The 13,582-nt window shown below is 34.5% G+C and carries 13 protein-coding genes; 11 read left to right on the top strand and 2 right to left on the bottom strand.

All coding sequences use genetic code 11. The annotated features are described in order from the left end of the window. The first annotated feature begins 82 nt into the window (after positions 1 to 82). Together ACXY7N_RS17480 and ACXY7N_RS17475 are read left to right on the top strand one after the other, a co-directional pair. Complete coding sequence (locus ACXY7N_RS17480; RefSeq protein ID WP_016087195.1) at positions 83 to 1,147, top strand: ABC transporter permease; 1,065 nt, start codon at positions 83 to 85, stop codon at positions 1,145 to 1,147. Then, positions 1,147 to 1,818, top strand: a complete 672-nt coding sequence (locus ACXY7N_RS17475; protein WP_016512575.1) for an ABC transporter ATP-binding protein — start codon at positions 1,147 to 1,149, stop codon at positions 1,816 to 1,818. The genes ACXY7N_RS17480 and ACXY7N_RS17475 overlap by 1 nt, the downstream gene beginning before the upstream one ends. Positions 1,819 to 1,882: 64 nt before the next feature. On the opposite strand, the gene ACXY7N_RS17470 is transcribed toward ACXY7N_RS17475, so the two are convergent. Beyond that, positions 1,883 to 3,001, bottom strand: a complete 1,119-nt coding sequence (locus tag ACXY7N_RS17470) for an LPXTG cell wall anchor domain-containing protein (RefSeq protein WP_488592523.1) — start codon at positions 2,999 to 3,001, stop codon at positions 1,883 to 1,885. Positions 3,002 to 3,150: 149 nt separating this feature from the next. Further along, on the bottom strand, positions 3,151 to 3,744 hold the full coding sequence (locus tag ACXY7N_RS17465) for an ATP-binding protein (RefSeq protein WP_488592522.1): 594 nt from the start codon (positions 3,742 to 3,744) through the stop codon (positions 3,151 to 3,153). Positions 3,745 to 3,946: 202 nt separating this feature from the next. Here ACXY7N_RS17465 and ACXY7N_RS17460 point away from each other — a divergent pair, with 202 nt between their 5' ends. From ACXY7N_RS17460 to ACXY7N_RS17420, 9 genes are all read left to right on the top strand, one after another. Further along, positions 3,947 to 4,867 carry a class I SAM-dependent methyltransferase gene (locus ACXY7N_RS17460; RefSeq protein ID WP_488592534.1) on the top strand — a complete coding sequence of 307 codons (921 nt, stop codon included), beginning with the start codon at positions 3,947 to 3,949 and terminating at the stop codon, positions 4,865 to 4,867. A 431-nt stretch (positions 4,868 to 5,298) separates the two neighbouring features. Then, positions 5,299 to 6,288 carry a beta-ketoacyl-ACP synthase III gene (locus tag ACXY7N_RS17455; protein ID WP_016134899.1) on the top strand — a complete coding sequence of 330 codons (990 nt, stop codon included), beginning with the start codon at positions 5,299 to 5,301 and terminating at the stop codon, positions 6,286 to 6,288. Beyond that, positions 6,278 to 7,441, top strand: a complete 1,164-nt coding sequence (locus ACXY7N_RS17450; protein ID WP_116363692.1) for an ATP-grasp domain-containing protein — start codon at positions 6,278 to 6,280, stop codon at positions 7,439 to 7,441. The genes ACXY7N_RS17455 and ACXY7N_RS17450 overlap by 11 nt, the downstream gene beginning before the upstream one ends. Beyond that, a complete protein-coding gene (locus ACXY7N_RS17445) occupies positions 7,438 to 8,424 on the top strand; it encodes an NAD-dependent epimerase/dehydratase family protein (protein ID WP_016134897.1) in 987 nt (328 codons plus the stop codon). Before ACXY7N_RS17450 ends, ACXY7N_RS17445 begins: the two co-directional genes overlap by 4 nt. After that, on the top strand, positions 8,421 to 9,272 hold the full coding sequence (locus ACXY7N_RS17440; RefSeq protein ID WP_016087206.1) for an MBL fold metallo-hydrolase: 852 nt from the start codon (positions 8,421 to 8,423) through the stop codon (positions 9,270 to 9,272). The genes ACXY7N_RS17445 and ACXY7N_RS17440 overlap by 4 nt, the downstream gene beginning before the upstream one ends. Continuing rightward, entirely contained in the window at positions 9,265 to 10,602 is a 1,338-nt protein-coding gene (locus ACXY7N_RS17435; protein ID WP_488592521.1) for a F390 synthetase-related protein, read from the top strand. Before ACXY7N_RS17440 ends, ACXY7N_RS17435 begins: the two co-directional genes overlap by 8 nt. After that, entirely contained in the window at positions 10,599 to 11,744 is a 1,146-nt protein-coding gene (locus tag ACXY7N_RS17430; RefSeq protein ID WP_016087208.1) for a hypothetical protein, read from the top strand. The genes ACXY7N_RS17435 and ACXY7N_RS17430 overlap by 4 nt, the downstream gene beginning before the upstream one ends. Positions 11,745 to 11,819: 75 nt before the next feature. Then, positions 11,820 to 12,155 (top strand): hypothetical protein, encoded by a 336-nt coding sequence (locus ACXY7N_RS17425; protein WP_116363702.1) that lies wholly within the window; start codon positions 11,820 to 11,822, stop codon positions 12,153 to 12,155. Between the two features lie 59 nt (positions 12,156 to 12,214). Further along, the gene (locus ACXY7N_RS17420; protein WP_098646082.1) at positions 12,215 to 13,327 is read left to right on the top strand and encodes an aminopeptidase; all 1,113 of its coding nucleotides are present in this window, start codon (positions 12,215 to 12,217) and stop codon (positions 13,325 to 13,327) included. Positions 13,328 to 13,582: the final 255 nt, after the last annotated feature.

The following is a 13,582-nucleotide window of genomic DNA, read 5'->3' as shown; positions in this document are numbered from 1 at the left end:
CTCTGTAATCTTCTGTTCATATTCCGTTCATATTTCTTTTTTATGATGAGTGCATAGAAAGAAAGAGGAAGGAGCGAGCGAAATGTTTTTAGCTCTGCGTGAATTAAAACAATCAAAATTAAGATACGGATTAATCGGACTGATTATGGTGTTATTATCATTTTTAGTTCTTGTTATTTCAGGATTAGCAAATGGATTATCATATGATAATGCTTCATCGATTCAAAATATGGAGGCAAATAAGTTCGTCTTAGCAGATGATGCGGAAAATAAATTACTTCGTTCACAAATTAAGCAAGATGATGTAAATAACGTAGTAAATCAAGTAGGCGAGAAAGAGGCCGTTCCGTTCCGTGTGAAAGTTTCAACGTATGAAAAGAAAGACAGTTCGAAAAAAGTTGATGTTGCTATTTTCTCAAGTGAACGCGATTCATTTTTAGAACCGAAAATTGTAAAAGGTGAGAAATTAGGTACAGCAAACAACGAAATGGTTGCTGATGAATCAATTAAAGAAAAAGGAATCGATATTGGAGATACAATTATCGATCCTGTTTCAAAGAAAGAATTTAAAATCGTTGGATTTACGAAAGATCAAATGTTTAGCCATACACCAGTCGTTTATGTAAATGAAGACGTATGGGGTGCTATTTCACAACCAAACCAAAAAGATTATAGTGCAATTGCGCTGAATACAGATAAAGACATTAAAAATGCACATGTTATCGACAAAAAAGAAGTATTACAAAGTATTCCAGGATTTAAAGAAGAGCAAGGAACATTAACGATGATCATTGCGTTCTTACTTGTTATCGCTGCGTTACTAATCGGTGTATTCTTCTACGTCATTACACTGCAAAAAACACAGCAATTAGGTGTATTAAAAGCAATTGGTACAAAGAACTCTTATTTAGCAAATAGCTTAGTCGTACAGGCGTTATTCTTATCAGTTGTGGCGATGGTAATCAGCATTGTTCTTGTACAAGGATTAGAACAAATTTTACCAGCAGGTATGCCGTTCTTATTAACAACACCGATGATTGCACAATATGCAGCAATCTTTATCGTAATTAGTATTTTAGGAACACTTATTTCGTTATATCAAGTATTAAAAGTTGATGCATTAGAAGCAATTGGAGGCGGGATGTAATGACTTCATTATTAAAATTAGACAAAGTAAGTAAAGTGTACGGAGAAGGGAATACGGAAGTAACAGCCCTTCATCCGATGTCGCTTGATGTGAAAGCTGGAGAGTTTATCGGAATCGTCGGTCCTTCGGGATCAGGGAAAAGTACATTATTATCAATCGCGGGTGCTTTATTATCACCATCAAAAGGGGATATTTACATTCGTGAGCAAAATATTACGAAGTTATCAGAAAAGGAAATGACAGACATTCGTTTGAAAAAAATCGGTTTCATTTTCCAATTCGCAAATCTTGTTCCATATTTAAATGTAAAAGAACAATTACTTTACATTGCTAAGCTGAAAAAAGAAAACAAACAAGAATCTGAAAAGCGTGCGGATCACTTATTAGCAGCATTTGGATTAGGAGAAAGAAAAAATCATTATCCAAATCAACTATCTGGTGGAGAAAAACAAAGGGTAGCAATCGCTCGTGCTTTCATGAACAATCCAGATTTAATATTAGCGGATGAACCAACGGCAAGCTTAGACTCAAAACGTGCGCGTGAAGTTGTTGAAATGATGAAACGCGAAGTGAAAGAAAGTCAAAAAGCAGCCATTATGATTACGCATGATGAAAGAATGCTTGATGTATGTGATCGTATATTGACGCTTCGAGATGGACAATTAATATAAAGAAAAGGGCCAACCGTACATGCGGTTGGCCCTTGTATAATTGTTTTTAATAAGTATAATGGCTTTATTTTGAGAATAACGTTTTAATTTTATTTCGTGTTACTAATAAAATCCCGCCTAATACAGATAACATACCTAAAGCCATATTATTGGATTGCTCATTACCAGCGTTAGGAAGTTCTCTAGCATTATTGTTTGCGTTTGTCGTACCAGTCTTTGTCTCTGTTTGTTTCGATTGAGATACTTCATTAATTTTGTTATCTACATTTTGCTTCGTTGTATGTACCTCAGCTAATTTGTCATCAATTTTTTTCTCAGTATGTTTAAAGTCGTTGATTTTAATATCTAAGTCTTGTTTTTTCTTTGTTAAATCGTCTGAAACAGTTTGTTTCGATTGTTTCATTTCGTTAATTTTATTGATTAATTCTTCTCTAGCTTTTTGTAATTCAGCTAGTTTGTTTTTTACATCTTGTTTAGCCAGTTCTAAGTTAGCGGAAAGGCTATCTAAATTGCCTTTAATTTTCTTAAGTTCCTCTAACGTGTTACCAGTATTCGGTTTGTTTTCTTTTAGCTCAGCAAGTTTGTCCTCAGCAGTTTGTTTCGCTTTCTTTAACTCAGCTAATTTTTCATCTACCTGCTTTTTCACTTCCTTAAGTTCATTAACCTTTTGATCGATGTTCTCTTTATGTTGCTTAATTTCATTCACTTTTTCATCGACAGTTTGTTTATGTTCTTTAATCTCATTCACTTTATTATCGATATTTTGCTTATGCTCTTTTACTTCAGCAACTTTATCTTCTACTTGTTTTTTATGCTCTTTTATTTCCGCGATTTTATCTTCGGCGATTTGCTTGTCTTGCTGAAGTTTTGCATCTAACTCTTGTTTATGTTGTTTAATCTCATTGATTTTTTCATCAGCAATTTGTTTACGTTCATGTAGTTCATTCACCTTTGTATCAACATTTTCCTTAACCTTGTTAAGTTCATTCAATGTTTGATCCACGTTTTCTTTGTGTTGCTGCAATTTCGCATCTAACTCTTGTTTATGTTGCTTAATTTCAGCTAATCGATCTCCCGTACTTTGCTGGGGAGTAGCGTCAGTTACTTCTGCATGAGCAGAGTTTGCGCCAGCAATCATTGCTAAAGCTAGTGTAGAAGCTGCGATTGTTTGTTTTGTTTTCATATTTTGTACCTCTTTTCTTTCATATGCATGAGCTGTTTTGTGTAAAAATGAGCATATAGAAGTAGATTATCTTATCATTATATACCATGTTAGGCGCTTAGAGGAAGGATTTGCATAATAATCTATGATTATGTAATTCTTATAGTCTTTTATTTTTGGGTAGGGGACAAATCTTTAGCTAGATGAACAACTTCTTCAATAGTAAAGTTTACATCTTGATTATTGCGAATAACAAACAAATAATCAGCCTCGTTTTCTATAGGATCTACCACATCTTCATGTAGTGATTCAGCTTGTTGTCGATCGAGTACTTCTTTGAAATTGGAATAACCACCTCTAAAAATATTGGTACTTCGCGTGCTTTGAGCTAATCTTTCGTAAAGTACATCATCTGGAATATCAAAATGAACGAGTATGCGTACATATTCATTTTGTGGAAATAATTCGTTTAGTAAATATAACCTTCCGTTTTTACTGCGATTGGAGTTGCAAATAATAAGGTGTAGATTTGTATATTCTTTTGCATAATCAACAATGAATTTCGAAAGACCGTGCTTAAATGTATTTGGGCCTTCGTCCGGCTGTAATTTTTCATAATGCGTGTTAATGAATTCAGCTTGGTTATCTTGATCCATAACGAAAGAGTGGGGTAACTTTTTTTCTAGTTCTTTAGCAAATGTAGTTTTTCCGCTGTGTGTTTTTCCTACTGTAATAATGACGAATCGTTTCATATTGGCCTCCATATGTATGGTTATAAGCAGGAATATTCAATGTGAATCGACAATTTTCCTGCTAGAGAATATACAAAGTTTCGGAGTGATAGCAGGCTGAAAACTTGACAAAAAAACTTATTTATGCTATAATTTACCAATATAAAAATAAAGTGTATAATAGGGTTCTCCTGGCCAGGGGAACCCTATTTTTGTTGTGAAAATGAAGGAGTGTATGTGTGTGAAAAAAGGTGAAGCGAGTGTAACGTCGCTAGTATCAGCTTTCGGAAGGGCGTATCATAGTGAATTTGATCGTCCTAAAATCTTTGATGATTATGTAGCTAAAGATTTCATTCCACAAAAAGAACGTAACGATATTGAAACGAATATGGTTCAAGGAATACAGTTTTTCAATACAGACATTGCACAGAAGTTTCAAGACAATCCACAAGAAATATTAAAATGGATTACACAAGTTCAATTATCACCAACACCTTTAGCACGTGCGGCATATTGTGAAAGAGTATTACTACATGAAATTACATTAGGCGCAAAACAATACGTCATACTCGGTGCAGGCTTAGATACGTTCAGTTTCAGACACCGAGAGTTAGAAAATAAATTAGAAATATTTGAAGTGGATCATCCTTCTACGCAGCAGTTTAAGAAGGAAAGAATAAAAGAAGCAGAAATTGAAATTCCAAACAACCTTCATTTTGTTTCAATGGATTTCACAAAAAGATTTTTCTATGAAAAGTTACGGAATGAAGGATTTGAAAATAAAAAGACTTTCTTTAGTCTTTTAGGTGTTACGTACTATTTAACGAAAGAGGAACTTTCCAGTTTAATAGAATGTTTATTTGAAATGGTTCCGGTAGGGAGTTCTATCGTTTTCGATTATCCTGATGAAAACTTATTTACAGAAAAGGGACTGTCCAATCGAGTTGGAAATATGGTAAAAATGGCTTCGGTAGGCGGAGAACCGATGAAATCGTGTTTTTCTTATGCCGAAATGGAAGCACTGTTAGAGAAGGCAGGCTTACTCATTTATGAGCACTTATCACCAGAGGATATTCATACATTATATTTTGAAGGACGAAACGATTATTTAGAAGCTTTTGAGACGGTGCATTATGTGCATGCAGTGAAGAAGTAGGGGATTAGTAGGCATGGGGAGAAATCTCTGTGTCTTTTTTGGAAACAAAAGAGAAAATAGAAGATGTTGAAATGAGATGTATATACGTTCCATATGTGTATATTTGCTGCCCAATAAACGATCATCTCACGTAAGTTTGTACCACATTTTCACTTTTATTTACAAAAAATACTATTAAATATTTTCGGATAATTGTTATAATATAATTAAATTGCTATAAAAGTTTTTTTCTAGAGTATGTATTTGAAGAATTCTCATGTAAAAAGAGCAAGTTCTCAAGTAGAGAATTTGCTCTTTTTTGAAGAGAAATAGGATTAGAAGTACATAAGGGGGTAGCAGAATTTTATAAAAGGACTTTCTGTATGTATCCACAACGATGTTTAGATGTAAAGGATTTTTAAATTTATAAAAAGATTAAGAGGCGATAGAAAATGAAAAGATATATTAGTATAAAGGGAATCGGTACATATCTTCCAAAAAGAAAGGTAGATTCTTTTGAAATAGATCGTATGCTACATGTGCCAGAAGGCTGGACATTAAAAAAAGCTGGGGTAAAAACAAGGTATTTTGTTGATGAGGAAACGTCTTCTTATATGGGGGCTGAAGCTGCAAAAAAAGCTGTAGAAGATGCTAAGTTAACTTGGGATGATATTGATTGTATTATTTGCGGAAGCGGAACGATTCAACAGGCAATTCCTTCTACAGCATCACTTATTCAAGAACAGCTCGGGCTACAGCACTCTGGTATTCCATGTTTTGATATCAATTCAACATGTCTAAGTTTCATAACAGCACTTGATACGATTTCTTACGCAATGGAATGCGGAAGATATAAAAATGTTGTTATCATTTCTTCTGAAATTTCTTCTGTTGGATTAAATTGGGGACAAAATGAAAGCAGCATTTTATTTGGTGACGGTGCGGCAGCTGTAGTCATAACAAAAAGCGATCATACATCTTCTATTATTGCTTCCCATATGGAAACATATAGCTCTGGTGCGCATTTATCAGAAATTCGTGGCGGTGGAACGATGATTCATCCTCGGGAGTATAGTGAGGAACGAAAAGAAGACTTCTTGTTCGATATGAATGGAAGAGCTATTTTTAAACTATCTTCTAAGTATTTGTTGAAGTTTATCGACAAGCTACTTATGGATACTGGTTATTCCCTGGCTGATATTGATTTAATTGTTCCTCACCAAGCAAGTGGACCAGCTATGAGACTCATTCGTAAAAAATTAGGGGTTGATGAAGAGCGCTTTATGACTATTTTTGAAGACTACGGTAATATGATTTCCGCATCTATTCCAGTCGCTCTTTTCGAAGCGATTAAGCAAAAGAAAGTGCAACGCGGAAATAAAATATTATTACTAGGTACTTCTGCGGGACTTTCTATCGGAGGCATCCTTCTTGAATACTAAGAAAACAGTATTAATTACAGGGGCACGTGCACCAGCAACTCTGCATGTATGCAGACTGTTTCATAGCGCCGGACATACCGTTATTATTGCAGATAGTATTCCTTATCCATTAAGTAAAGTCTCATCCAGTACGGATTACTTTTATGAAATTCCTTCTCCAAAGTGGAAAACAAATGAAAGTATCCGTGCGCTACTATCCATTATTCAACGTCACAATGTGGATTTGCTTATTCCTACTTGTGAAGAAATATTTTATATATCTAAATATAGAGAAGAGTTAAGCGCGTTTTGTCATGTATTAGTAGATGATTTTCAAAAACTTTCATTACTGCATAATAAGTGGGAATTTATTCAGTTCGTAGCGAATTTAGGGTGGCAAGTACCTGCAACATATAGAATAAATAATGAAGAAGCGATACGTTCAATGATGCACAAAACACCAGCTCATACTCCTTTTGTACGAAAGCCGATTTTCTCCCGTTTCTCTGATAAGGTGGAATTTATTACAAAAGAGGATGCTCTAAAAGAAAGCATGATAGATAAGTCGAATTATATTATGCAAGAGTTTATACAAGGGACGCAGCATTGTTCCTACAGCATCGCACAATCTGGGGAAGTGTTAGCTCACTCTACTTATAAAACGGAATTCACGGCAGGCTTAGGTGCTACCATTGCGTTTAAGCATATGAATCATCCTAAAATTGACCAGTTTGTTAGACATATTGTAAAAGAGCTAAACTTCTCAGGACAAATTGCCTTTGATTTTATCGTTACAGAGGATGGAGACGCGATTCCAATTGAATGTAATCCACGTACTACTAGTGGATTACATTTATTCGATGAGGAAATATTGCCCGCTTTTTTTAATGAAACAGTAAACAATACATTCATTCCAAGACAAAATTCGGAGTGTGCAATTCGGTTAGCGATGCTTTTATATGGATTTCCTTATTTAAAAAGTAAACAAAGACGTAAGCGATGGTTAAAAGTTCTAAGTTCTTATCCAGATATCGTTTATCGTCACAATGATTGGAAACCATTTTTTTATCAGTTCTTTAGCATGTATAAATTGTGGCGTGAAAGTTATAAACAGGAACGGACTATTTTAGAGCAAACAACATATGACATATCGTGGGATGGTGAAGATTTATGAAAATGCTAGTAACTGGTGGAACGGGCTTTCTAGGACAAAAACTCGCCTTTCGACTGAAAAATATGGGCTATGAAGTAACGGCAACGGGAAGAAATAAAACAATCGGTAAGGTATTAGAACAAAATGGAATCGAGTTTGTTCATTGTCCTCTTGAAGACAGGGATCGTGTGCTACAAGTTTGTAAAGATAAAGATTATATCTTTCATAGCGGCGCACTTTCTTCCCCTTGGGGTAAATATGAAGATTTTTATAATGCGAATGTGTTAGGAACGAAACATATTATCGAGGGATGTCAAAAGTACGGTATAAAACGCCTGATCCACGTATCAACACCAAGTATTTATTTCTATTATGATGAGCGACAAAATGTAGTTGAAAACGCGAAACTTCCTGATACATTTGTAAATCATTATGCAACAACGAAGCACATGGCTGAACAAGCTATTGATCAAGCTTTCGCGCATGGTTTACCAGTTATTACAATACGCCCGCGCGCTTTATTCGGACCAGGAGATAATGCAATTCTTCCGCGTCTTATTAAAGTATGTGAAAAGGGTGCTTTACCGAGAATTGGTACTGAAGATGTTCTTGTTGATATTACGTATGTTGAGAATGTTGTAGATGCTTTACTTCTTTGTATGCATTCCCCAAAACATACATTAGGGCAAAAGTACAATATAACAAATGACGAGCGTGTAAATTTATATGAGGTTATAGAAAATGTAATGAAGCGTCTGGATAAGGAAGTAAAATATAAAAAAATTTCCTACAAAACCGCTTTTTCACTAGCTGCTATACTAGAAGGAATCTCAAAAACTATTTTATTCGGAAAAGAACCTATTCTTACAAAGTATACTGTTAGTGTCCTTTCAAAAAGCCAGACATTAAATATTGATAAAGCTAAAGAAGAACTAGGATATGCTCCAAAAATCAGTATAGAAGAAGGAATTACAAAATTTGTAGACTGGTGGAAAATACAATGAAAATCAAATCTTTAAAGCTATATGATACAGGATATTGCACACATCCAGAAAAAATTGCATATTCCAAGGGCAGTTGGAAACAAATCCGTTTTCCGGCTACAGTAGGATTACTCCAGCATCCAGTATTAGGTTATATTTTATTTGATACTGGATACGCGGGACATTTTAAAGAGGCGACAAAAAAATTTCCTTACTCTGTATATGCAAAACTTACGCCTGTTCATTTTACGGAAGAGCAATCTATTAAACAGCAACTTCTTCTTGATGGTATTCAGCCAGAAGAAATTAAATATATTATTCTTTCTCATTTTCATGGCGATCATACAGCTGGTTTACCTGACTTTCCAAAAGCGAAAATAGTAACCTTCGCAAAAGCTTATGAGGATATTAAAAAAAGAAGTAAATTTGGTGCTCTATTAAAAGGGTGTCTAAAAGATACACTGCCGATAGATTTAGAGAAAAGGATGTCATTCATTGATCAAACGCCATCCTTTAACTTACCTTCTACATATGGAAAGTTTGAAGAGGGGTATGATGTATTTGAGGATGGCTCATTATTTGCTGTTGACTTAACAGGACATGCAACAGGACAATTCGGTATATTCGTCCATTTACAGAGTGAAAAAATTGTCTTTCTTTGTGCAGACGCAGTGTGGCTAAGTAAAACGTATCAAAACCTTGTATTTCCTAGTAAGATTGCCAACCTTTTAACGAGCGATCCAAAATCTTACCGAAAGAATATTGAGAAGTTACACCATTTATCACAAACATCACCTGAGATTGAAATTGTACCAACTCATTGTGAACATACATGGGATAAAATTAAAGCAGGGGTGTACTATGAATAAACTACGGATTCTCAAGCAATATTTGAAAACTAAATATGGCTTGCGTTTTTCAAATCGCAAACAATTGGAACAGTTTCATAAACAACAAATAGAAAAACAACTTTTGTTCACGATAGAGGCGTCTCCTTTTTATCGCCAGTTATATACACCGTTTTTAAATGAAATTCAAAAGGGGAATTTGGCTGCACTCCCTATTATTGATAAAGAAGTAATGATGGAACATTTTGATACATTAAATACAGTCCATATTTCAAAGGAAGAAGCGTTTCATGTAGCATTTGAAGCAGAAAAGACCCGGAATTTCTCACCAACCATTCGTAATATAACTGTCGGTTTATCATCAGGCACTAGTGGAAATCGTGGGGTTTTTCTCGTTTCCGAGGAAGAACAAACGTTGTGGGCTGGCTCGATTATAGGAAAGGTGCTTCCTTCTAGCATTCTACATAAACACACGATTGCTTTTTTCTTACGTGCAAATAGCAATTTATACGAAGCGACAAAAAATAAGCGAATCTCATTTCATTTTTTGGATTTACTAGATTCGTTTCAGCAGCATATCACGCGATTAAATGAAATACAGCCATCTATTTTAATTGCACCGCCGTCTATGTTACGGAAAATCGCTTATTGGCAGCAAGAAGGACTGATTACGATTTGTCCTAAGAAAATTATCTCTGTAGCAGAAGTTCTTGAAGATATTGATAGAGACTTTATTCATGCAACTTTCAAGCAAACAGTACACCAAGTTTACCAATGTACAGAAGGTTTTCTTGCTACCACCTGTAAGCAGGGGACATTACACATGAATGAAGACCTCGTTCATATTGAAAAAGAATACTTAGATCAAGAGAAAGGGATATTTGTTCCCATTATTACTGATTTCATGAGGAAAACACAGCCTATTATACGCTATCGTCTCAATGACATATTAATTGAGAAAAAAAAGCCGTGCAGCTGTGGCTCACCTTTCTTAGCATTAGAACGAATTGATGGTCGATGTGACGATATATTTATTGGAATAAGTGAATTGGATAAGAGCGAAATATTTATTTTTCCAGATTTCATTAGAAGAGCAATTTTGTTTGCATCTAGTGACATTCAAGAATTTAAAGTGATACAACACAGTGTAGACAAAATTGAAATTAAACTTAAAGCACTACCTGAAGATCTCGAATTATGTCAATCAAAGGTAATGCAAGAATTACAGACACTGTGGTCTACTAAAAAGTGTGCGATACCACATTTTTTCTTTTCGCATTACGATATTCAAGTATATGATAAAAAATTAAAAAGAATAGAAAGTCTTGTAAGGCTTGGTGAACATAAATGATTAAGTTACACGATGTTCATTCCTTGCATAGCATTGATTGGGAATCAAAAAAAGATGGAGCATATGTGCGAGATAGTTTCCTGCCTCTTTTTCAAAAGGGCGTTACAGCATTTATTGAAAATGTTAACACGCAGCTCTTTCTATTAGAAATTGATGATCTCATCTTGCCAGTTACTCTTAATAACGCAGAGTTCGAAAATTCATATGTATGTTCTCCTTATACACATTACGTATCTTATGCGTTAGAAGAGCTATGGGAGTTGAAAAAACCATGGCTAGAGAAGCTATTAACCTATCCAATTCATCTTATGGGAAGTTGGTTACGACGAACAAATATTAATAAAGTAATTGTCGTAAATAATTGGATGCTTTCAACAAACCTTTATCACTCGATCAACGAACAACAAATCGAACAAATAACGAATGTATTAGTTGAGAAATTTCCGGAGCATACAATTCTATTTCGCTCTTTAAATAACGAATTATATCCTGTAACGACAGAAGCACTATCTACGGTAGGTTACAAGAAAATTATGTCTCGTTCTATATACTTATTTGATCCGAAACACTATAAAAAAATGAATCGAAAAAAACGAAAAGACTTATTAAATGATAAAAGTTTATTAGAGAAAAGCAAGTATGAAATCATTACGAATGAAGAATTAACGAAAGAGGATATTTTACAAATTTCCCAGTTATACAACCAACTATATATTGAAAAATATTCCGCCCATAATCCAATGTTTACACCCGCTTATTTATGGAATGCTCTGCAGCATCGTTTATTTGAGATAAAGGCTATAAAAAAAGGGAATACAATTGATGGTGTCATTGCTTATTTTATTAGGGATGGAGTTATGACAACGCCGATCCTTGGCTATAATACAAACTCTGACCAGCAACAAGGTTTATACCGTATACTTTCCCTCCTTATTACAATGGATTCAATCGAAAAAGATTTAATTTGTCATTGTAGTGCTGGGGCTGGAGAGTTCAAACGAAATCGTGGTGCAACACAGCAGATTGAATACAGTTATGTATATAATGCTCATCTACCACCTAGGCAACAAAAGGTATGGAAAGTATTAACGTGGATATTAAACACATATATAGAACCGATGGCAAAAAAAAATCGCTTTTAAGCAAAAAAGGGATAAAACTCGTAATATGTAGTCGTTAAAAGTAGTAAGTACAGTGCTATTGGAAGGCGGGGAATTATGAAAAATTATAGAAGGGTTTATATAGGGGTAGTCGCTGCTATAAGTATTTTTATCCTTTCAATTGTTTTTCTATATTTCAATCCGTATAGTAAGCAAATACTTGATAAGGAAGTATATATCACCGTATTTTTCATGTTCTTACTTCCTTCTTTTCTAGCGGTAATTGCGGCAGTGGCAAGGAAGAAGATTTTTATGATTGCTTGTAGCATTTGGTTGTTACCTGGAACTCTTTATTTAAGTGTAGCTGCTATACCCACTTTATGGAATTTATATATTATATTTTTAATGATTTATTTTATATCTATCGTTTGGATGAAAAAGAGAAATGCTTAAAAAGTAGTTCTCTTTTTTTATTAAGTTTTTGAAACGGAAATGAAAGGGTGAGAGGTGTAGTGAAGCAGAGATTATCTAAATTAGCAGATGTGTTAGTCAATCATTCTACGAAAGTGCAGCCTGGTGATCAAGTGTTAATCCAAAGTGTTACGGAAATAGATCCCGCAGTAGTTCGTGAAATTATTAAAGCAGTGGAAAAAGCAGGTGGATATGCGCATGTATCAATGCGCGATGTTTCTGTTACAAGGCAATTAATTTTATCAGGATCTGAAGAACAATTTCAGTTGTTAGCAGATTGGGAGTGTTATCGATTAAGCAAGATGCAAGTATATATTAATCTCCGTAGTCCTAGAAATGCATATGAATTAGCAGATGTACCAACAGAAAAAATGAAATTATATCAAAAGGTATTTGGAAAAGCGCATAGTGAAGCAGTGTATAAAACGAGATGGGTGACAACTCGAATTCCAAATGCGGCTTCTGCACAAGAAGCGAATATGAGTACTGAGGCTTATGAAAAATTTTATTTTGATGTATGTACGCTAGATTATAATAAAATGTCCAAAGCGATGGAGCCATTAAAAGAATTAATGGAAAAGACAAAACGAGTGAGGATTATTGGAGAGGGAACGGATTTGGAGTTTTCCATTGAAGGAATAGGTGTTTTAAAGGGTGATGGTACGGATAATGTCCCGGATGGTGAAATATATACAGCACCTGTCAAAGATTCAGTAAATGGAGTAATAACATGTAACACAGTATCTGTTCAACAAGGTTATGCATTTCAAAATATAAAGTTACATATTAAGCAGGGGAGAATAATAGAGGCATATGCAAATGATACAGAGCGAATGAATCGAATTCTTGATACGGATGAGGGAGCAAGATATATTGGAGAATTTGCACTAGCGTTTAATCCTTGTATATTACATCCGATGAATAATACGTTATTTGATGAAAAAATAAATGGTAGTTATCATGTAGCGATTGGGGATTCGTTACAAGGTGCAGACAACGGGAATAAATCAGCGATACATTGGGATTTAGTAAACATTCAAAGGCCAGAGTATGGTGGTGGTGAAATTTGGTTTGATGATGTACGAATAAGAAAAGATGGACGTTTTATTTTAGAAGAGTTGTTCGGATTAAATGAAGAAAATTTGAAAAGGTAAAATCTATTATTAAGTTTGAGTAAAGTAGATTAAAACACAACGTACTAAACTAAAAGGTTTATCATAAAAATTTACATGTATTTAATGTTAATGGGTAGATAGCGAGATTAACTCGACTCGATAATTATGAAGTGCAAAAAAAGACAAAACCCCTTAAAAAACTCTTAATTTTTTACCTAATCAACCTTTACAATCTCTCCCTATAATGTGAATTGGACAAGCAACTAAGAGAAAGCAGAACATGTCAGTTTGTAC

The organism is Bacillus sp. 5w2 (genome assembly GCF_054353775.1).
Note: the sequence above shows the minus strand (reverse complement) of the source record. Positions and strands in the feature narration are given on the sequence as shown.

Bases quoted from the DNA above. Each gene is read 5' to 3' on its own strand.
- ACXY7N_RS17430 (WP_016087208.1), top strand. From the start codon at position 10,599: ATGATTAAGTTACACGATGTTCATTCCTTGCATAGCATTGATTGGGAA.
- ACXY7N_RS17480 (WP_016087195.1), top strand. From the start codon at position 83: ATGTTTTTAGCTCTGCGTGAATTAAAACAATCAAAATTAAGATACGGA.
- ACXY7N_RS17455 (WP_016134899.1), top strand. From the start codon at position 5,299: ATGAAAAGATATATTAGTATAAAGGGAATCGGTACATATCTTCCAAAA.
- ACXY7N_RS17440 (WP_016087206.1), top strand. From the start codon at position 8,421: ATGAAAATCAAATCTTTAAAGCTATATGATACAGGATATTGCACACAT.
- ACXY7N_RS17465 (WP_488592522.1), bottom strand. From the start codon at position 3,744: ATGGAGGCCAATATGAAACGATTCGTCATTATTACAGTAGGAAAAACA.
- ACXY7N_RS17470 (WP_488592523.1), bottom strand. From the start codon at position 3,001: ATGAAAACAAAACAAACAATCGCAGCTTCTACACTAGCTTTAGCAATG.
- ACXY7N_RS17460 (WP_488592534.1), top strand. From the start codon at position 3,947: ATGTGTGTGAAAAAAGGTGAAGCGAGTGTAACGTCGCTAGTATCAGCT.
- ACXY7N_RS17445 (WP_016134897.1), top strand. From the start codon at position 7,438: ATGAAAATGCTAGTAACTGGTGGAACGGGCTTTCTAGGACAAAAACTC.
- ACXY7N_RS17435 (WP_488592521.1), top strand. From the start codon at position 9,265: ATGAATAAACTACGGATTCTCAAGCAATATTTGAAAACTAAATATGGC.
- ACXY7N_RS17425 (WP_116363702.1), top strand. From the start codon at position 11,820: ATGAAAAATTATAGAAGGGTTTATATAGGGGTAGTCGCTGCTATAAGT.
- ACXY7N_RS17475 (WP_016512575.1), top strand. From the start codon at position 1,147: ATGACTTCATTATTAAAATTAGACAAAGTAAGTAAAGTGTACGGAGAA.